Origin of the sequence: Mycobacterium shottsii (genome assembly GCF_010728525.1) — a bacterium.
Taxonomy (GTDB): domain Bacteria; phylum Actinomycetota; class Actinomycetes; order Mycobacteriales; family Mycobacteriaceae; genus Mycobacterium; species Mycobacterium marinum.
This window is the reverse complement of the sequence record NZ_AP022572.1, coordinates 3,074,823-3,094,800: the sequence shown is the minus strand read 5'-3', so window position 1 is coordinate 3,094,800 and position 19,978 is coordinate 3,074,823. Positions and strand designations below refer to the sequence as shown.

General features: G+C 65.2%; 16 protein-coding genes and 2 pseudogenes. 9 read left to right on the top strand and 9 right to left on the bottom strand.

The features are described 5' to 3' along the window. Window positions 1-38 precede the first annotated feature (38 nt). The 4 genes and pseudogenes from G6N41_RS14380 to G6N41_RS14365 all read left to right on the top strand — a co-directional run bounded on the left by G6N41_RS14380 (window position 39) and on the right by G6N41_RS14365 (window position 4,605). Entirely contained in the window at window positions 39-1,205 is a 1,167-nt protein-coding gene (locus G6N41_RS14380) for an acyl-CoA dehydrogenase family protein (protein WP_198913161.1), read from the top strand. Between the two features lie 7 nt (window positions 1,206-1,212). After that, window positions 1,213-2,331: pseudogene (locus G6N41_RS14375) on the top strand (acyl-CoA dehydrogenase family protein). A gap of 255 nt (window positions 2,332-2,586) precedes the next feature. Continuing rightward, on the top strand, window positions 2,587-3,687 hold the full coding sequence (locus G6N41_RS14370; protein WP_198913160.1) for an NAD(P)/FAD-dependent oxidoreductase: 1,101 nt from the start codon (window positions 2,587-2,589) through the stop codon (window positions 3,685-3,687). 46 nt (window positions 3,688-3,733) lie between these two features. Further along, window positions 3,734-4,605: pseudogene (locus G6N41_RS14365) on the top strand (IS5 family transposase). A gap of 236 nt (window positions 4,606-4,841) precedes the next feature. On the opposite strand, the gene G6N41_RS14360 reads toward G6N41_RS14365, so the two are convergent. After that, a complete protein-coding gene (locus G6N41_RS14360; RefSeq protein WP_231608478.1) occupies window positions 4,842-6,053 on the bottom strand; it encodes an enhanced intracellular survival protein Eis in 1,212 nt (403 codons plus the stop codon). A 111-nt stretch (window positions 6,054-6,164) separates the two neighbouring features. Here G6N41_RS14360 and G6N41_RS14355 point away from each other — a divergent pair, with 111 nt between their 5' ends. The 4 genes from G6N41_RS14355 (at window position 6,165) to G6N41_RS14340 (ending at window position 11,677) form a co-directional block, all read left to right on the top strand. Next, window positions 6,165-7,214 carry an NAD(P)H-dependent amine dehydrogenase family protein gene (locus tag G6N41_RS14355; protein ID WP_198913158.1) on the top strand — a complete coding sequence of 350 codons (1,050 nt, stop codon included), beginning with the start codon at window positions 6,165-6,167 and terminating at the stop codon, window positions 7,212-7,214. Window positions 7,215-7,216: 2 nt separating this feature from the next. Continuing rightward, complete coding sequence (locus G6N41_RS14350) at window positions 7,217-7,993, top strand: hypothetical protein (protein ID WP_198913157.1); 777 nt, start codon at window positions 7,217-7,219, stop codon at window positions 7,991-7,993. A gap of 376 nt (window positions 7,994-8,369) precedes the next feature. Then, on the top strand, window positions 8,370-8,759 hold the full coding sequence (locus tag G6N41_RS14345) for an MmpS family transport accessory protein (RefSeq protein WP_020730278.1): 390 nt from the start codon (window positions 8,370-8,372) through the stop codon (window positions 8,757-8,759). Next, the gene (locus G6N41_RS14340) at window positions 8,756-11,677 is read left to right on the top strand and encodes an MMPL/RND family transporter (protein ID WP_198913156.1); all 2,922 of its coding nucleotides are present in this window, start codon (window positions 8,756-8,758) and stop codon (window positions 11,675-11,677) included. Before G6N41_RS14345 ends, G6N41_RS14340 begins: the two co-directional genes overlap by 4 nt. Before the next feature lie 35 nt (window positions 11,678-11,712). Here G6N41_RS14340 and G6N41_RS14335 read toward each other — a convergent pair whose 3' ends face one another. From G6N41_RS14335 to nadD, 5 genes are read right to left on the bottom strand one after another with little or no spacing between them, the layout of a single operon-like run. Then, complete coding sequence (locus G6N41_RS14335; protein WP_198913155.1) at window positions 11,713-12,558, bottom strand: DegV family protein; 846 nt, start codon at window positions 12,556-12,558, stop codon at window positions 11,713-11,715. A gap of 3 nt (window positions 12,559-12,561) precedes the next feature. After that, a complete protein-coding gene (gene octT, locus G6N41_RS14330) occupies window positions 12,562-13,317 on the bottom strand; it encodes a diglucosylglycerate octanoyltransferase (protein ID WP_198913154.1) in 756 nt (251 codons plus the stop codon). Further along, a complete protein-coding gene (gene gpgP, locus G6N41_RS14325; protein ID WP_198913153.1) occupies window positions 13,307-13,981 on the bottom strand; it encodes a glucosyl-3-phosphoglycerate phosphatase in 675 nt (224 codons plus the stop codon). Before gpgP ends, octT begins: the two co-directional genes overlap by 11 nt. Then, window positions 13,978-14,367: a ribosome silencing factor gene (gene rsfS / locus G6N41_RS14320; RefSeq protein WP_020730275.1), complete on the bottom strand. Its 390-nt coding sequence runs from the start codon at window positions 14,365-14,367 to the stop codon at window positions 13,978-13,980. Before rsfS ends, gpgP begins: the two co-directional genes overlap by 4 nt. Continuing rightward, entirely contained in the window at window positions 14,364-15,041 is a 678-nt protein-coding gene (nadD, locus tag G6N41_RS14315; RefSeq protein ID WP_081435735.1) for a nicotinate-nucleotide adenylyltransferase, read from the bottom strand. Before nadD ends, rsfS begins: the two co-directional genes overlap by 4 nt. Before the next feature lie 205 nt (window positions 15,042-15,246). Between nadD and G6N41_RS14310 the strand changes: the two genes are divergently transcribed. Then, window positions 15,247-16,284: a class I SAM-dependent methyltransferase gene (locus tag G6N41_RS14310; protein WP_407663820.1), complete on the top strand. Its 1,038-nt coding sequence runs from the start codon at window positions 15,247-15,249 to the stop codon at window positions 16,282-16,284. Window positions 16,285-16,294: 10 nt separating this feature from the next. On the opposite strand, the gene G6N41_RS14305 is transcribed toward G6N41_RS14310, so the two are convergent. From G6N41_RS14305 to G6N41_RS14295, 3 genes are read right to left on the bottom strand one after another with little or no spacing between them, the layout of a single operon-like run. Continuing rightward, window positions 16,295-17,734 carry a vWA domain-containing protein gene (locus G6N41_RS14305; RefSeq protein WP_198913151.1) on the bottom strand — a complete coding sequence of 480 codons (1,440 nt, stop codon included), beginning with the start codon at window positions 17,732-17,734 and terminating at the stop codon, window positions 16,295-16,297. Window positions 17,735-17,747: 13 nt separating this feature from the next. Further along, a complete protein-coding gene (locus G6N41_RS14300; protein ID WP_011741427.1) occupies window positions 17,748-18,623 on the bottom strand; it encodes an AAA family ATPase in 876 nt (291 codons plus the stop codon). Between the two features lie 33 nt (window positions 18,624-18,656). Next, complete coding sequence (locus G6N41_RS14295; protein ID WP_198913150.1) at window positions 18,657-19,928, bottom strand: glutamate-5-semialdehyde dehydrogenase; 1,272 nt, start codon at window positions 19,926-19,928, stop codon at window positions 18,657-18,659. Window positions 19,929-19,978: the final 50 nt, after the last annotated feature.

Below are 19,978 nucleotides of genomic sequence, written 5' to 3'. Positions count from 1 at the left end.
CAAACCCAACGGTGGTCACCTGAAACAGGAGGCTGCCGATGAAGCTGGCTCTCACCCCCGACGAAGCCGCCTTCCGCGACGAGCTTCGCACCTTCTACACCACCCAGATACCCGAAGACCTGCGCGAGCTGGTGCGCCAGGGCCAGTCGCCGAGCCGCGACGAGATCGTCACGTGCCACAAGATCCTCCACGATCGCGGGCTGGCGGTGCCGAACTGGCCGGTGGAATGGGGCGGTAAGGACTGGACACCGACTCAGCACCAGATCTGGGCCAACGAGATGCAGCTGGCCAGCGTCCCGGAGCCGTTGAACTTCAACACCAAGATGGTCGGTCCGGTGATCGCCGAATTCGGATCCCAGGAGATCAAGCAGCGCTTCCTGCCTCCGACGGCCAGCCTCGACATCTGGTGGTGTCAAGGCTTCTCCGAACCTGAGGCCGGTTCGGATCTCGCATCACTGCGCACCACAGCCGTGCGCGATGGCGACAGCTACGTCGTCAATGGCCAGAAGACATGGACGACGCTGGGCCAGTATGCCGACTGGATTTTCTGCCTGGTGCGCACCGACCCCCAGGCGCCCAAGCGGCAAGCCGGCATTTCGTTTCTGCTCATCGACATGGCCACCCCCGGCATCACGCTGCGGCCGATCAAGACCATCGATGGTGGTCACGAAGTCAACGAGGTATTTTTCTCCGACGTTCGAGTACCGGCCGATCAACTCGTCGGCCAGGAGAACCAGGGCTGGACCTACGCGAAGTTCCTGCTGGGCAACGAGCGCACCGGGATCGCCGGGGTGGGCCGCACCAAGGTGCGCCTGGCCGAGGTGAAAAAGCACGCCGCTGACAACGGCCTGCTCAACGATCCACTGTTCGCGGCGCGCCTTGCTGAAGCCGAAAACGAGCTGCTGGCATTGGAACTCACCCAGGCTCGGGTGGTTACCGACTCGGCAGACGGTAAGCCCAACCCGGCTTCGTCGGTACTCAAGTTGCGCGGCAGCCAATTGCAGCAGGTCGCCACCGAATTGCTCGTCAAGGTAGCCGGGCCCGACGCGCTACCGGTGGGCGGTGCCCAGGCGGCAGGGATCGCGTCACCGCAGTGGGCCCAGAGCAGCGCCCCGCGCTACCTGAACTACCGCAAGACATCGATTTACGGCGGCAGCAACGAAGTGCAGCGCAACATCATCGCGTCCACCATCTTGGGATTGTGAGGCAGTCATGGACTTTCAGTACAGCGACGAGCAAACGCTGCTCCGCGACACCACCCGTGATCTGTTGTCTCGCAGCTATGACGCGGAGAGCCGCAACAAGATCATCGACACCGATCTCGGCTGGAGCCGCGACGTTTGGAGTCACCTGGCCGACACCGGGATCTTGGGGCTCGGATTCGAGCCGGCCGAGGCCGGCCAGATCGAGATCATGCTGGTGATGACCGAAGTCGGTCGCCGGCTGGCCCCGGAACCCATCGTGCACGCCGCGCTGGCACCCGGCGCGATCATCGCCGAGTTGGGCAACGACGCACAGCTGCAGCTACTCGACGAAGTCGCCGCCGGATAGCGACTGCTGGCGTTCGCACACCTGGAACCGGGCCAGCGCAGCCCGGCGGCCACCGTGTCGACTCGTGCTGCGCGGCAAGGTGATTCATGGCACCTGAGCGGAACGAAGAATCCGGTCCTGGCTGGTGACTGCGCCGACACACTGGTGGTCAGCGCCGCCCTGCCCGATGGTGGGGTCGGGTTGTTCCTGGTGGATGCCGGCCCCGAGGGCGGTGGGGTCGACAAGCACCCGTACCCGACGTTCGACAGTCAGCGCGGTGCGCAGATCGACCTGGACCAGGCGCCCGCGGCACCGCTGGGCGACGCCGTCGACGCGTCAGCCGCCATTCGCAACGCCATCATCCGGATCCAGTCGGCGATGTGCGCCGAAGCGGTCGGTACGATGGAAGAAGCCCTTCGCCTGACCACCGATTACCTCAAGACGCGCAAGCAGTTCGGCGTCACACTGAACAAGTTCCAGGCGCTCACCCAGCGTGCGGCCGACATGTACGTGTCGCTGGAGCTGGCCCGCAGCATGAGCTTCTACGCCGCGATGTCCATTGCCGACGGCAACCTCGACCCGCTGATCGCCTCCCGGTCCAAGCTTCAGATTGGCAGGTCGGGCCGCCACATCGCGCAAGAGTCGATCCAGCTGCACGGCGGCATCGGGGTGACCGCGGAGTATCCGGTGGGCCACTACGCGGCCCGGCTCACCGCGATCGACCACACCCTGGGTTCCACCCAGGATCAGCTTCGGGTTCTCATCGATCACATCGCCGACTACGACCTGGTCAGGCTCTAACTCCGAGCCGCCGATCGCCTGCCCGCGGCGCCCAGCCCGGCGGCGATCCGCCGAACCGTTTGACCGGCACCCGATCGGGACGCCCGGCGCGCAAACACCCGCCCGTGGTCACAACCATTGGTTGTAACCACTCAAAGAAGTGCCCTCTGCCCAGGCGCGGCTGCCGCCGAAATACTAGAAATGTCGGCGCGTCAACGTGCGCCGGCAAGACGACACAAACCGACAAACGTATGCGAACAAGCCTCAAGAGGAGACATGACTCACTACACGTGGACCGTCATCGGAGCCGGACCCGCAGGGATCGCCAGTGTTGGCAGACTGCTCGACCACAGCGTGCGGCCCAATGAAATCGCTTGGATAGATACGCAGTTCGCGGCAGGAGACCTGGGCGAAAAGTGGGGTGCCGTCCCGAGCAACACCCAAGTATCACTGTTCCTGGACTACTTCAACGCCTCACCCGCGTTCGACTTCGCCGCGGCACCGCATTTCGACCTGCACGACATCGACCCCCAGCACACCTGCCAACTAGGCGTAGTCGCCGGGCCGTTGCGTTGGGTCACCGAGCACCTGCGGGCCAAGGTGGCAGCATTTCAAAGCACTGCAACCGAACTCTCACTGCGCAACCAGCATTGGCAGATCACCACACTCGACGGTGAAATCTCTTCCAAGAACGTCATTCTGGCGGTTGGCTCGACACCCAAGAAGCTGACCTACCCCGAGCTGAAAGAGATACCGGTCGAAGTTGCCCTCAACCCTGAGAAGCTGGCGCAGCAACAACTGGACGGGGCAACCGTTGCCGTATTCGGCTCGTCCCACTCGACGATGATCGCATTGCCGAACCTGCTCGAACATCCCGTGCACAAGGTGATCAACTTCTACCGCAGCCCGCACAGATACGCTGTCCCCTTCCAGGATTGGACCCTCTTCGACGACACCGGCCTCAAAGGCGACGCGGCTCGGTGGGCGCGGGAGAACATCAACGGGCGCCATCCCGAACGGCTGCACAGGTGTTTGGTCGACGGCCCGGAATTCGCCAGACTGCTTCGCGAATGCGACCAGGCCGTCTACACCGTCGGGTTCGAACGCAGGCACCTTCCCCTGACCCCGCAGTGGGGACCGCTGGAGCACGACGGCGCCAACGGGATTCTCGCGCCCGGGTTGTTCGGGATCGGCATTGCGTTCCCCGAGTACCGGACCGATCCGCTGGGATTCGGCGAGTACCGGGTGGGAATGGCCAAGTTCATGCAACGCCTCAAAAGTGTCCTGCCGCTGTGGCTGCAGTACGGCGGATCGCCGACCCAGTCGGCGGCTCTTTGCCCGGACGGCGTCGGGCTGCTCGCGGGCGCACCCGCCTAGGGTGTGTCTGCTTAATGTGAATGGTGTTTTGGCTGATGCTGTTTGGGTGATGCGGACGCATGCGATTTCTGATGATTTGTGGTCGCTGATCGTGGCGGTGTTGCCTGCGGGGCGGCGGCGTGGCCGGCCGTGGAACGATCATCGACGTACTCTGGAGGGCATTATCTGGCGTTACCGTACGGGATCTCCGTGGCGTGACCTGCCCGAGCACTTCGGTCCCTGGCAATCGGTGGCCGAGAGGCATCTACGCTGGTCGGTCGATGGCATCTACGCGCGGATCTTCGCGGCGATCGCCTCTGACCTCGACGCCGAGGACGCCGACCTGGGCGCACTGTTGTCGGTCGATTCGACCAGTGTGCGCGCCCACCAACACGCAGCCGGAGCGCCCCGGGCGCCGCACAGGGGGATCTGTCGAATTACAAGAAATATCTCGATGAGCCCGATGACCACGCCATTGGGCGTTCCCGCGGCGGGCTGACTACCAAGATCCACGCCTTGACCGACCAGCTGTGCAGTCCGGTCACCCTGGCACTGTCGGCCGGTCAAGCCGGTGATAATCCGATGCTTTGGCCACTGCTGGCCGCCCGGTGCAGCAACTCATACGCCCCGTTTCGCCTGCTGGCGGACAAGGCGTACTCCCATGACTCGACGCGGGCACAGCTGCGCCGGCTCAAGATCGCCCATACCATCCCCGAGCGCAGCGACCAGATCACCCGCCGCAAAGCCAAAGGCCGCAACGGAGGACGGCCTCCGGGGTTCTCAGGCCGAATCTACAAGCACCGCAACACCGTCGAGCGAAGCTTCAACCGGCTCAAACACTGGCGCGCGGTCGCCACCCGCTACGACAAATACGCCCTGACCTACCTCGGCGGTGCCACCCTGGCCGCCATCATCACCTACCACCGCGTCCGCAATTAGCAGACAGGACCTAGGGAGCCAGCGCACACGGCTACCTCGAGCTGGGGTCAGCCCGCGGCGAGGCCGTCTCCCGCCCCGCGCCCGGATGCCGCTATGGCGACCGGGTGCGGGGCGGGCCGGCAGCACCGAAGGACCCCAGACGTTGCCGCTGGCGGGGCCCGTGCACAACCCCAACGGTCCGCGTCCGGCGGGTGGCAGCGGCGGTGCCGCGCGGCCACCGGGCAGCGCGGCGGAACCTAGAACTCGAAAGCCGTCTCGGCGGGGACCTCGCTGGAAAACGCCGCATCGAGCCGGGCAATCACGCCAGCATCCTTGGCCTGCAACCGGTTGGCCGCGGCCAGTGTGGACGCGCGGTGGACACCCAGGTAGAGACTGCCCAGCACGTCGCGATCCATCTCGACATCCGCCGGTGCGTCGGTCGGGGTGCAGGCCGCGCGTCCGTCACGGATCTGCAGCGCGAACCGGCCACCGCCGGTGATGGCGATCACCGTGGTGAGGTCGCCGAAATAGGCGCGGGCCTCGAGGGCGGGCGCAACGTCCATGATGCGCAGCCACAGGCCGTCTTGCCGCCAGGTCGTGCGGGCCAGTCGGGTGTTGGTGAGCAGGAACGGCATCGGCTCAGCCGGATGGCTGACGATGCTGATCCGCTCCATCGAGTCCAGCCCGAGCAGTGTTCGCCACAGGGCTGCCCGCGCTTCCGGGGTCACAGCGCGCAGCTCGTCGACGCGGGTCAGCTTGGGGTCGGACCTGTCCGCCCCGTAGAGCGCGTAGCCGTCGGCATGCAGCAGCGCAAACGATTCGCGCTCGCCCCCGGGCGAGGCTTTGCATTCGGCCATCAGCTGGTCCCAGAACACCGGCGGGCGCACCAGGCCGCCTGGCAAGCGTTGGCGCCAGCGCTCGTAGATCGCTTCGAACTCAGCGCGATGGCGCGCGGGGCTGACCAACCTGACCGTCCCTCCGTCGGGCACCGCGGCGTGCAGTCGGGCGAAGCGTCTGTCGACGGTCAGCTCCTGCAGAATCGTCGCCGGGCCGTAGCCGAATCGGCCGTAGATGCCGCCCTCGCTGGCATGGAGCGCGGCCATGGCATACCCGGAATCGGCCATCCGCCGGCGCAGTTCGCCGCACATCGCGCGCAGCAGCCCGCGCCGGCGGTGCGTTGGCGCGACGGCGACAAAGCTCATGCCGGCGGTGGAAAGCATGTTGCCGCCGGGCACCGTCAGCTGCAGATCAATGAACAGCGGCATCCCGACGACATCACGGCCGTGACGGGCCACCACCGCCCCATCGGCAGGTATCAGCCCCCGCCAGGCGTCGGCCGACTCCGCACCGATGAAATCGGTGAAACTTGCCGCGGCCAAAAGGTACATCCCGGCCCAGTCGTCCTCGGCCGGAGTAGTCAATGTCACCGATGCGGGCAGTACTGCAGTCACGGGCTCCGACTCTGGCACACGGCGGCGCCGGCCCGCATCCCATTTACCGGCTCCGCCCGGGAGGCAGTCCGAGCCCACCAAAGCTCGGTGCACATAATGGGTCCAATCGCAACGGCAAAGGAGCCTTCGATGAGCACAGAACGCCCGCTTCGGGTTATCCAGTGGACCACCGGAAATATCGGGCGGCGGTCGCTGCACGCCATCATCGGGCGACCCGACCTGGAACTGGTGGGGGTGTACGCACACGGCCCGGACAAGGTTGGTGTCGACGCCGCCGAGCTGGCGGGCTGGCCGGACCCCACCGGGGTGCGGGCGACCAGCGACATCGACGCGCTGCTCGCGCTGGGCGCCGACGCGTGTTGCTATAACCCATTGTGGCCCAACATCGATGAGCTGGTGGGATTGCTCGAGTCGGGCGTGAATGTGTGCACCAGCGCCGCCTGGATCACCGGGGGCAAGCAGACACCGCGGGACCGCGAACGCATCCTGGCCGCCTGCGAACGCGGCGGCGCGACGATCTTCGGCAGCGGCGCACATCCGGGGATGACCAACATGGTCGGCATGGTGCTCAGCGGCTCCTGCGAGCGAGTCGACGAAATCCGGATCACCGAATCCGTCGACTGCTCGACCTACGAATCGGCGGCCACCCAGACGGCGATGGGGTTCTCCCAGCATCCCGACACCCCCGGCCTGGCCGAGAGCGTGCGGGTCGAAAGCGAGGTCTTCGCCGAATCGGCGGCGATGATGGCCGACGCGATCGGCGCAACGTTGGACAAGATGACCTTCGACGTCGCCTTCACCGCGGCCACCGCGGACACCGATTTGGGGTTCATGAAGATCCCTGCCGGCACCGTCGGCAGCGTATACGGCTACCACCGCGGCTGGGTCGGTGATCGCAACGTCGTCAGCGTCGGATTCAACTGGACGATGGGCAATCATGTGGTTCCGCCCAAGCCACTCGAGCACGGCCATGTCATCCAGGTGTTCGGGTTGCCCAACATGCGCACGGTGCTGCACTGTCTGCCGCCGAAGGACTGGACGGAGCCCGGCTTCATGGGCCTGGGCATGATCTACACCGCGATGCCGGTAACCAATGCAGTTCCGGCGGTGGTGGCCGCCAAACCGGGGATCGTGACGCTTGCCGATCTGCCGCCGATCACCGGGCGGGCGGCCCTCTGACGATGGCTGCCTACGCCAGGGCCCTGCTCAGTGTCATTGCCATCAGCATCACTTTGGAGGTCTTGTGGACCGGCGGCATCTCCCGCCCACCCACGGTCCTCTACCACCTGTGGCATATCGGACTGATGCTCTTCGTCCTGGCGGTGCGGCTCGCATATCAGCGACAGCTTTCTCCAAAAGTGGCGAAGTATTCCCTGGTCTTGATCGTGAGGATGGCATTCGCCACGGTCGGAGATGTGGTCAACAGCGCGATCTCCGGCATCGAGCAAATCAGCCGCAAACTGTCGGCCGCGGTGATTCTTTTCGGCATCGCCTACGGCCTATATGCCATTGTGCTGTACAAGTTTGCCGCGCCCAGGCTGCGCGCGTACGGCGGCTTCGCATATCGGGCTCGCTGGCTTATCGTCGCCGTGGTTGCGGCGGCCAACACGGCGACTTGGGTCCTGCACATCCGGAACTCGGTGCAGGGCCATCACTTCCTCGAGGTGGGCAGCTTCCTCTTCAACCTGATCATCTACACGGCGCTGATCAGTTTCAGCATCTGGTGTTTCTGGGCCGACCGATTCAGCTTGCTGGCGCTAGCGGTACTGATTGGCGGATTGCTCATCCCCGTCTCAGACCTGTACCTATTTTTCACCTGGCTGCCCTCGGGCCAGGACTCGAATGTCCCTGGGTTCGATCTGTATGCGCTGAACTGGATTCTTTACTTTGGCGGGCAGGTGCTGTTTGCGTTCCTGCCGGTGGCGCAAGACAGCGATTCGCTCCCGCAGCGCACGTGACTCGAACGGCTGAACAACACTGCCGAGAGCGGTCCCCCGGCGAAAGCCAGATCAATAACGGCCGATAAGGCGGCGCCTCGATGCGTCGATTAAGCGAGTTTGAGAGCGCTCATTGTGGCGGTCGGCCATGCCGATCCGATGCGATCACCCACCGCCCCGCGCGCCGGCGCCTGCCACGACCCACCCCGATCCCCCCGGAGGAACGAAGTCGTGCACTAAGAGTTAGACTGCTTAGCCAAGCAAATATTTTCTTGCCTACGCCGGAAAGTTGCTTACCCAGCAGGCCATGGCGAGCTGCATCGGCGAGCGGAGGGGCGGTCGGGTGCCTACGATTCCTGTTACCAGCGTGCTCAAACGAGCCTGGATCCCCTTGCTGATGGTGGTGGTACTGGCCATCTCGGGCTTGGTGGTGTCACGCCTGCACAAGATATTCGGTTCTGAGGACCTCAACGCCAACGCCGGTGCCGGGATCGACATCGTGCAGTTCAACCCCAAGGTCGTCATCTATGAAATCTCCGGCCCCACCGGATCCACCGCCAACATCAACTTCTGGGACGCCGACGCCAACACACACCAGGTAAACGCGGCTCCCCTGCCGTGGTCGTTCACGATCTCGACGACGCTGCCCTCGGTGAGCGCGAACATTATGGCTCAAGGCGACGGTAGTCAGATCGGCTGCCGTATCACCGTGGATGGTGTGGTCCGGGAAGAGAAGTCGGCCGCCGGGGTCAATCCGCAGACCTTTTGCTTAGTGAAATCGGCATGAGCGAGTCCAACAGCGGCGCCAGTATCAGCACCGAGGACACCGGCCCGATCGAAATCCGCGCGGCCACCGGCGACGCACCCAACCGCGAGCGCGGCCACCGCCCGGTCATTCCGCACACCATCCGGATCCTTGCCGTGCCGATCATCCTGGGCTGGGTGCTGCTGACGGTCCTGGTCAACGTGGTCGTCCCGTCGCTCGAGGTGGTCAGCGAACAACATTCCGCGCCGATGACCCCGATGGACGCGCCGTCGATGAAGGCGATGATGCGGCTGGGACACAACTTCCGGGAATTCGATTCCAACAGCACGGTCATGATCGTCCTGGAGGGCCAGCACAAGCTCGGCGATGACGCGCACCAGTACTACGACAGCCTGATTCGCCAGCTGCGCCAGGACCCCGAGCACATACAGCACATCCAGGATTTCTGGGGCGACCGGCTGACCGCCGCGGGGGCCCAAAGCGCCGATGGCAAAAGCGCCTACGTGATGGTGAACCTGGCCGGAAACCAGGGCACGACCCTAGCCAATGAATCGGTCGAAGCCGTGCGTGACGTCATCAACCGAACGGACGAACCCGCCGGGGTCAAGGCATATGTCACCGAGCCCGCCGCGCTCAGCGACGACATGCACCTGATCGGCAACGCCAGCTTGGCCAAGATCACCATGTTCACCCTGGGCGCCATCGCGGTGATGTTGCTGCTGGTCTACCGCTCCATCGTCACCACCGTGATCCAGCTGTTCATGACCGGAATCGCATTGGCCTCCTCGCGGGGAGTGGTGGCGGTATTGGGCTACCACAACGTATTCGGGCTCACAACGTTTGCCGCGAACATTCTGACGATGCTGGCGATCGCCGCCGGGACCGACTACGGGATCTTTCTGGTCGGCCGCTACCAAGAGGCGCGCCAAGCGGGCGAGGACCGAGAAGACGCCTACTACAAAACCTTTCGTGGGGTGGCCCCGGTGGTCTTGGGATCCGGCCTGACCATCGCCGGTGCCACCTACTGTCTGAGTTTCGCGCGGCTGCCCTGGTTCAACACGATGGGCGCACCCGTGGCAATCGGGATGTTGGTCGTCGTGTTGGCCGGGCTGACACTGGGTCCCGCAGTGGTATTCGTGGGCAGCCGATTCCACCTATTCGAATCCAAGCGGGCCGCCAATAGAGGCCGGCTGTGGCGGCGGGTCGGCACCGCGGTGGTGCGTTGGCCCGCACCGATTCTGGCGCTGAGCGGCGCGATCGTTCTGGTCGGCATGGTCGCCCTGCCCGGTTTCAAGACCAGCTACAACGACCGCTACTACCTACCGGCCTCGGCGCCGTCCAATCTCGGCGAGGCGGCTGCCGACCGGCACTTTTCGCACGCCCGGATGAACCCCGACATGTTGATGATCGAGGCCGAACACGACATGCGAAACCCGGCGGACATGCTTGTCCTGGACAAAGTGGCCAAAAACGTCATCCGCACCGTGGGCATCGCCATGATCCAGGACATCACCAGGCCGCTGGGCATCCCGATCCAGCACAGCTCCATACCGTTTCAGAACAGCATGCAAAGCCAGACCATGATGCAGAACATGGCGTTCCTGAAAGAGCGGATGGCCGACATGACCAAGATGGCCGACGAGATGCAGGTCCTGATCGACACCACAGAACGCATGTACGCCGTCATGCGCGAGCTCGACACCACCACGACCGACATGGCGCGCGTCACCGCCGAAACCTCGACCATCACCGACGAGCTGCGAGACCACCTCGCCGAGTTCGATGACTTCTGGCGACCGATGCGGTCCTACTTCTACTGGGAAAAAAACTGTTTCTACGTTCCGATCTGCTGGTCGTTCAGATCGCTGTTCGACTCTCTGGACGGGATCGACAAGCTTTCCGAGAAGTTCTCCGAACTCACCGAAGACATACAGCACACGGCCGGTCTCACGTCACAGATGCTGACTTTGATTCCCCCGATGATCGCCACCATGAAGACGACCAAAGCGCTGACGCTGACCATGCAGTCCACGTTCTCGGCGATGCTCGACCAGATGGACGAACTCAGCAACACCGCTATCGTCATGGGCCAGAGTTTCGACGCTTCCAAGAACGATGACTTGTTCTACCTGCCTCCGGAAGCCTTCGACAACCCGGACTTCCAGACGGGGCTTCGGATGTTCTTGTCTCCGGACGGAAAATCGGCCCGGTTTTTCATTACCCACCAGGGCGATCCGATGACCCCGGAGGGAATTTCGCGGGTCGACGCGGAACGCACAGCGGCGCAGGAGGGCCTGAAGCAATCGTCGCTCTCGGATGCGAAGGTCTATCTGGGCGGAACCGCCGCCACCTTCAAAGACATGGCCGACGGCGAAAAGTACGACCTGATGATCGCGGTGGTATCTGCGCTGACACTGATCTTCTTGATCATGTTGCTGCTCACCCGAAGCGTCGTCGCCGCCCTGGTGATCGTCGGCACCGCAGCCAGCTCGATCGCCGCGTCATTCGGTCTGTCCGTGCTCATTTGGCAGGATTTGTTCGGCATCAAGATCCACTGGATCGTGGCCGCGCTGTCGGTCATCATCCTGCTGGCCGTCGGGTCGGACTACAACCTGTTGCTGGTCTCGCGGTTCCGCGAAGAAATCCACGCCGGACTCAAGACCGGGATCATCCGGTCCATGACCGGAACCGGTGGGGTGGTGACCGCCGCAGGTCTGGTGTTCGCCTTCACCATGGCGTCCATGCTGGGCAGCGATCTGCGGGTGCTCGGACAGTTCGGGTCCACGGTGTGCATCGGCCTACTGCTGGACACGCTGATCGTACGCACCCTGCTGATGCCATCGATCGCGACGTTGCTGGGCCGCTCGTTCTGGTGGCCGCAGGTTGTGCACCCGCGCGGTGACAATGCCCGGCCCAGGGTCGCGGCGCCAACTCACTGAAAACCGCGCCCTGTCCGAACAACTCGGTGTTTGGGCTACCCTCGCGGCGAAGCAGCGCCGACTTGCACGCAAACCGCGACCGCTTCGGCGCCGACGTGCAACGCCAGCACCGGCCCCAGTGGGGTCACCAGCGCCGGCTCACATGCCGGAAGGCGGCGGCCCAGTTCCGCCGCGACGCTGTTGGCGCCCTCCACATTGGTGACATGATGCACGGCCAAGAGCACAGGTTCGCGCCCGACCACTTCACATACTCGGTCGACCAGCGCCGCCATTGCATGCTTGACGGTGCGAACCCGTTGGGCTAGCACGAGTTTTCCGTCCTCAACCCGCAACAGCGGCTTGAGGGCCAATGCGGTGCCCAGCCATGCCTTGGCACCGCCGATTCGTCCGCTGCGGCGCAAGTTGTCCAGCCGGTGGACGACGACGAACTCGTGCGTCCGGCTCGCGGCGGCATCGGCAGCGCGCCCAACGGATTCGAGATCTTCTCCGGCCGCAGCGGCCCGCGCCGCCGCGAGCGCGACGAACCCGGTTCCCATCGCGGCCGACTTCGAGTCGATGACGCGCACGTCGGGCCCCAGATCCGCCGCGGCCAGTTTGGCGGCGCGGTAGGTTCCCGACAGTCCCGCCGAAATATGCACCGCCACTACCCCATCACCGGCACTATCGGCCAGCGCTGCGCGATAGGCGGCACGCAGCTCGGCCGGGGTGGCCGCGGCAGTGGTGGCATGACACTTGTGAATATCGTCGGGGACCTCATCCACACCGTCACGCAGGTCGACGCCGTCGAGCAGGATATGCAGCGGGACCTCGCGTATCGCCCACCGTTCTCGGATATCGGCGGGCAGGCGCGCCGATGTATCCGTGACCACCACAACGGCCATGGATTAGCTGCGCGGCTTCTCGCTGGGCACCCCGGCTTCGGCCAGCGCCTTGAGCATCAGCTCCGCGACCCCCTGGTGAGCCTCGAAATTCCAGTGGATGCCGTCCGGGTTGCCGCGCCCGCTCATGATCTCTTCGGCAACTGCGGCTTTGAGATCTACCAGCGGGACATCGTGGCGCTGTGCCCATCGTGTTATCGCGGACACGGTGCCGGGGCGGCCGTGATGCGCCTTGCCGTAGGTCTCGGCTATGTGCACTGACGGTAGGGACGCCACAACGGGAATGCCCGGGCGGTTGAAATCGATTGCGCTACGAGTCTGTTCGAGGTATTCAGCGCTCAGATCCGCCGGCAGGGCCGAGGGAGCCACCGGTGACAGCCGTGGCTGCACCCAGGCGTACCCGTCGCGCACCCACCGTCGCAACCACGGTGGACGCACATAGCGAATGAGCTCGCGCAACGCCGTCGGCAACACCGAGGGCAGTGAGTCCATCCCGCTGGTGGCAAAGATCACCGCGCCGGCTCGGGGTAGCGCCGCCCACGACCGCGGATCCTGGGTGGCCGCCCACCAGACGTCGCGGCATGTCCAGCCGATCCGCCCGATCAGTTCCAGATCCCACCCTAGTTGTGCTGCAACGATATTCGGCCATATGCGGGGATCGTCGGCGGGCAGTCCGCCGGTCGGACCGTAGTAGGACAGCGAGTCGGCGAAAACCAGCAGCAGGGGCCGTTGGCTGGGGCTTGCCCCGCGCTCAGAGGACATCGTTGGCGACCTGCGCCGAAGCGTTCCACACGTCCAGACGCCACCGGATCGCGTCGAAATCGCTGCCGGCAGCGTCGGAATGGCCGGACAGCTGCACCCAGCTGGCGTTGCCCATGCCCCCCAACGCGGGCCAGTTGGAAACCGGCAGCCTCAGCAGCGCGGCCGACAACGCAGCGATCAGACCGCCATGTGCGACGAGCACCACCGGGCGGTCCGCCTGGATGGGGCCACCCCATTCCGGCTCGGCGGAGACCAGCTCGGTGACCAACGGCACACTGCGCGCGGCCACATCGATTCTGCTTTCTCCGCCGTGCGGAGCCCACTCGGCATTTTCGCGCCATGCCAGCCGGGCGCCTGGCGCCTCGGCGTCAATCTGGGTGTGGGTCAGTCCCTGCCAATCACCGAGGTGGGTCTCACGCAGCCGGGGGTCCACCCGCACCTGCTGGCCGGTGCGCTCCCCCAGCCTGGTCGCGGTGTCGTACGCGCGCCGCAGATCCGACGAGACGATCAGCAGCGGCTGCAGTTTGCCCAGCACCTCTGCGGCGGCCACGGCCTGGGCGCGGCCCAGGTCGCTTAGATCGGTGTCCAGTTGCCCCTGCATCCGGCTACCCAGGTTGTAGTCGGTCTGCCCATGCCGCAACATCACCAGCCGGCGCACGGTCATGGCGCCTCCGCCGGGTCATCGGAGCGCTCCGCCAAGTCCACCGCCACTACCGGGCAGTCGGCCCACAACCGGTCGAGTGCGTAAAAGCTGCGGTCATCCTGATGCTGGACGTGGACCACGATGTCGCGATAGTCCAACAACGTCCAGCGGCCCTCGCGGGCCCCCTCGCGGCGCGCCAACTTATAGCCGGCTCGGCGCATCTTCTCCTCGACCTCGTCGACGATGGCGTTGACCTGGCGCTCGTTGGACGCCGAAGCAATCACGAAGCAGTCGGTGATGACCAGCTGTCCGGACACGTCGATGACCAGCACGTCGTCGGCCAGTTTGGCCGACGCAGCGCCGGCAGCCACCGTCGCCATGTCGATGGCTTCCTGAGTAGCGCTCATGTGTTGTTCCCCGCGGGCAGAATGGTCGTGGTGTCCAGGGTCTCGCCGCCCCCCGAGTCCGGTGGCGTGCGGTAGAGCCTGCGTTTTGAGACATACTGCACGACGCCGTCGGGCATCAGGTACCACAGGGGTCGACCATGCGCGGCGCGCCGACGGCAATCCGTCGATGAGATCGCCAGCGCCGGGATCTCCACCAGGGACAAGGCGTCCTCGGCGAGCCCGTCCAGCGCGGCGGTGACATGGTCGTGGCGCAGTTCGTAGCCCGGCCGACTCACTCCGACGAACCGGGCCGACTCAAACATCTGCTCCCAGCCCTGCCAGGACATGATCGAGGCCAGGGCGTCGGCACCGGTGATGAAGTACAGCTCCGCAGCCGGGTTGAGGGCATGCAGATCCCGCAGCGTGTCCTTGGTGTAGGTAGGACCGCCCCGGTCGATGTCGACCCGGCTGACCGAAAAGCGAGGGTTGGAAGCGGTCGCGATGACCGTCATCAGATAGCGGTCTTCGGCAGGCGAAACACGCCGTCCCTTCTGCCACGGCTGTCCGCTGGGCACGAACACGACCTCGTCGAGTTCGTAGCGGTCGGCTACCTCACTGGCGGCGACCAGGTGACCGTAATGGATGGGATCGAAAGTCCCACCCATGACACCTAGCCTGCGACGGTGCTTTTGCACGGTTTGCCAGCTTACTTGAGCGCACGGCGCCGCTCAGATCGTGCGGGAAACGGCCCGGACGGGGCAAACGACAGGCACTGGGCCGCTGGTCCGCCTGGCCCAGCCCGGACCTGCGGGAGCCGCTTCGCGTTTTGCGAATCATGAGCCTTTGAGCAATGGCGCCGCATCGAGCCGCCCGGTCAGGTAAAAGGGGTCTGTGGAAAACATGCCGCTGGGCTCCGTGGACTCCCAGCAGTCGCTGAAAAATTCGATGACCCGGCGGTTTTATAGCCGATCGGAGGTCACCGGCAAGATCACGCTGCCGGCGGTGCCGGCCATGATCGACGAGTACGTGAAGATGTGCGATGGCATGTTCGCCGATGTGGGACGAAAGTTCTCCGAGGAGGAGCTTGCCCATCTGCGTTCGGTGCTCGAAGGCCAGTTGGCTCAGGCCTACTCGGCCTCGCCCCGTTCCAGCATCATCATCTCGTTCAACGCGCCCGTCGGCCCAACGCTGAACTACGAGGTCAATGCGCGCTGGTGGACCGTGGAGGCCGCCTACGAAAACTGGATCGACACCCGCAAGCCCCCGCTGTTCGGTACCGAACCCGACGCTCGGGTGTGGGCGCTGGCTAACGAGACGGCCGATCCCAGCACGCATCGGGTGCTCGAGATCGGTGCGGGGACCAGGCGCAATGCCCTTGCCCTGGCGCGACGGGGGCATCCGGTCGACGTCGTGGAACTGACGCCGAAATTCGCCGAGATGATCCGGGCCGACGCCGAGAAGGAGGGCCTCGACGTACGCGTCATCGTGCGCGACGTCTTCACGACCATTGCGGACCTGCGGCGCGATTATCAGCTGATCGTGCTCTCGGAGGTGGTGTCGGACTTTCGAACCACCCAGCAGTTGCGCGAGCTCTTCGAACTAGCCGCACAATGCCTTGCTCCCGGTGCGCGCTCGGTCTTCAACGCCTTCCTGGCCTGCGGCGGCTACACGCCGGACCAGGCGGCACGCGAGTTCGGCCAACAGGCCTACACGACCATTTTCACCCGGCACGAGCTATCGGTTGCGGCGGCCGGACTACCCGTCGAACTCATCGCCGACGACTCCGTGTACGAATACGAGAAGGCGCATCTGCCGGCCGACGCCTGGCCTCCCACCAGCTGGTACGCCGACTGGGTCAGCGGCCTCGACGTGTTTCCGATAGCCCGCGAGATGAGCCCGATCGAGCTGCGCTGGCTGGTCTTTCGCAAGACGCACTGAAGTGCCCCGGTCACACCGGCAGTAGTTCGTCGATCACGGTGGCCAGCTGCTTTGCCGATCGGCATTCGTGCATCGCGATGACCTCCTGATAGCGCGGCACCGCCGAGTCTCCGCTGCCCCACAGGTGTTGGGGCTCGGGGTTGAGCCAGTGCGCGTGCCTACTCGCGGTCACCATGTCGGCCAGCACGTCGGTGGCCGGATTCCGGTAGTTGGTGCGACCGTCACCGAGCACCAGAAGCGAGCTGCGCGGGGACAGCACGTTGGGGAAACCCTGCATGAAAGAGACAAACGCGTTGCCGTAGTCGGAATGGCCGTCTCGGCTGTAAACCCCGGCCTCCCTGGTGATCCGCTGGATCGCCACAGCCAAGTCAGCATCCGGCCCGAACATGTGCGTCACTTCGTCGGTGGTGTCGATAAACGCAAAGACCCGCACCCGCGAAAACTGTTGGCGTAGCGCATGTACCAACAGCAACGTGAAGTGACTGAACCCCGCCACCGAACCGGAGACGTCGCACAGCACAACCAGTTCCGGGCGCGCCGGGCGCGGCTTGCGCAACACCACGTCGATCGGCACCCCACCGGTGGACATCGATTTGCGCAGCGTCTTGCGCAGATCGATGGAACCCGCCCGAGCGCGGCGCCGCCGAGCCGCCAACCGGGTCGCCAGCGTGCGCGCCAGTGGGGCAACCACCCGGCGCATCTGACACAGTTGCTCACCGGAGGCTCGCAGGAACTCGACATTTTCGGAAAGCCGCGGAATGCCGTACATCTGGACGTGGTCACGCCCAAGCTGCTCGGCGGTGCGCCGCTTGGTCTCCGCGTCGACCATCTTGCGGAGCTGAGAAACCCTCTGCGCTGCAATCGCTTTAGCGATCTGCTCTTGGGTGGGGGTGGGCTCGTCACCATAGGGGGCAAGCAGGCCGGCCAACAGCTTGCCCTCGAGTTCGTCCAGCGCCATCGCCTTGAGCGCCTGATACGACGAGAACGACGGCCCCCGGCTGGAGTTGTACTTGCCGTAGGTCTCCACGATCCGCGCAATCATCCCCACCAGCCGCTGGTCCATGTCGGCCAGATCCGGGTTGTCGGTGAGCAAATCCAGCAGCATCTGCCGCATCGCCTCGACGTCGTCGGGCGGCAAGCCCTCGGACTGCCCGGCTTGCTCCTCGGTGATGACCGCCCGCGCGCCCAGGGCGGCCGGGAACCACAGGTCGAACATGGCGTCGTAGGTGTCGCGGTGGTCGGGCCGGCGCAGCACCGCGCAAGCGATGCCCTCGCGCAGCACCTCACGATCCTCGAACCCAAGGGCCGCCATCACTCGGCCGGCGTCCACCGTCTCCGAGGGGCCCACCGAAATTCCGCTGCCGCGAAGCGCTTCCACGAAACCAACCAGATGGCCGGGCAACCCGTGCGGGGCGAGCGGGTAGCTAGGTCGGATACGGCGAGTGGCCATCAGCGCAATCCCCTCAGTTCAACCGGAGTTCCCCGGTTGCGCGTTGCTGATCGGACTGATGTTTGAGCACCACACCGAGGGTGGCAGCAACGACCGCATCGTCGATGGTGTCCAGCCCCAGCGCCAGCACGGTGCGGCCCCAGTCGATGGTCTCGGCAATCGACGGCAGCTTCTTGAGCTGCATCCCGCGCAGGACCCCGATGATGCGCACCAGCTCCTCGGCGATGTGCTCGGGCAGCTCGGGAACCCGCGACAACAGAATGCGGCGTTCCATTTCGGGAGTCGGGAAGTCGATGTGCAGGAATAGGCAGCGCCGCTTGAGCGCCTCGGACAGCTCTCGGGTGGCGTTAGAGGTCAGCAGCACGAACGGCGCCCGGGTTGCGGTCAGCGTGCCCAGCTCGGGGACGGTGACCGCAAAGTCGGACAGCACCTCCAGCAGCAGGCCTTCAATCTCGATGTCGGCCTTGTCGGTTTCATCGATCAGCAGCACCGTCGGTTCCGTGCGTCGAATAGCGGTCAGCAGCGGGCGCTGCAGCAAGAATTCCTCGCTGAAGACGTCATCCTTTGTCGCCTCCCAGTCACCCGAGCCGGACTGGATGCGCAGGATCTGTTTGGCGTGGTTCCACTCGTACAACGCGCGGGCCTCGTCCACGCCCTCGTAGCACTGCAGCCGGACCAGCCCGGAGCCGGTGGCTTGCGCGACGGCGCGGGCCAGTTCGGTCTTGCCCACCCCGGCGGGGCCTTCTACCAGCAGCGGCTTGCCGAGCCGGTCGGCGAGAAAGACCGCGGTCGCGGTGGCGGTGTCCGGCAGATAGCCGGTCTGCGCCAACCTGCGTGAGACATCGGCGATGTCGGCGAACAGCGGTACGGACCGTGCTGGCACGCTCACAATGGTTCTCCTTACAGGTCCTAACGGGGGCCGTCAGGCCGGACGCGTGTGACCCTCACCCCACACGATCCACTTGGTCGAGGTCAGTTCCGGCAAGCCCATCGGACCGCGGGCGTGCAGCTTCTGAGTCGAGATACCGATCTCGGCGCCGAAGCCGAACTGCTCACCGTCGGTGAAGGCCGTCGATGCGTTGACCATCACCGCAGCGGCATCAATCCGCTCGGTAAACCGTTGGACCGCAGCAAGATTAGTGGTCACGATGGCCTCGGTGTGACCGGTGCCGTACTCGTTGATGTGGGCAATGGCGCCGTCCACACCGTCCACCACCGCCACCGCGATCTCCATCGCCAGGTATTCACGACGCAGGTCCTGCTCATCCGCATCGAGATGCACGGTGACACCGGCGTCCTGCAGAGCGCCAATCAGCCGGGGCATGGCATGCTCGGCGATCGCCGCGTCGACCAACAGCGTCTCGGCCGCGTTGCAGACGCTGGGTCGGCGGGTCTTGGAGTTGAGCAGGATTCGTTCGGCGACGTCGAGGTCGGCGGCTTCATGCACGTAGACATGGCAGTTGCCGACGCCGGTCTCGATGGTTGGAACCTGCGCATCACGCACCACCGCGTCGATCAGGCCCGCACCGCCACGCGGAATTGCCACGTCGACCAGGCCGCGGGCCTGGATGAGATGGGTGACCGTGGACCGGTCGGCGCTGGAGAGCAGCTGGACCGCGTCGGCGGGCAGCTGCTCGCTGTCGAGGGCCGACCGCAACACGTTGACCAGGGCTTCGTTGGACCGTGCCGCCGACGAACTGCCGCGCAGCAATGCCGCGTTACCCGACTTGAGGGTGAGTCCGAAAGCATCCACGGTGACGTTCGGACGCCCCTCGTAGATCATGCCGACCACCCCGAGCGGGACACGCTGCTGGCGCAGCTGCAGACCGTTGGGCAAGGTGTAGCCGCGCAACACTTCGCCAACCGGGTCGGGCAGGCCCGCGACCTGACGCAGGCCCGCGGCGATCCCATCGACCCGTTGCGGGTTGAGGGCCAGCCGGTCGAGCATCGCGGCGGGGGTATCGGCGGCCCGTGCCGCGTCGAGGTCTTCGGCGTTGGCCGACAGAATCTGGTCGACGTGGGCCAATATCGCATCGGCGGCCGCATGCAGCGCGCGGTCTTTGACCCCGGTCGGCACCACGGCCAACAGTCGAGCGGCGACCCGCGCCCGGCGCGCGGCGTCATGCACCTCTTGGCGCAAGTCCGGCTCGCGCTGCTGGGCCGCTGCACTCCTGGGTGCTGCTTGCACAGTCATTACCCCAGGGTAACGGGCGTTAGCCGGACGAGTAAGACGGCCCGTTCGGG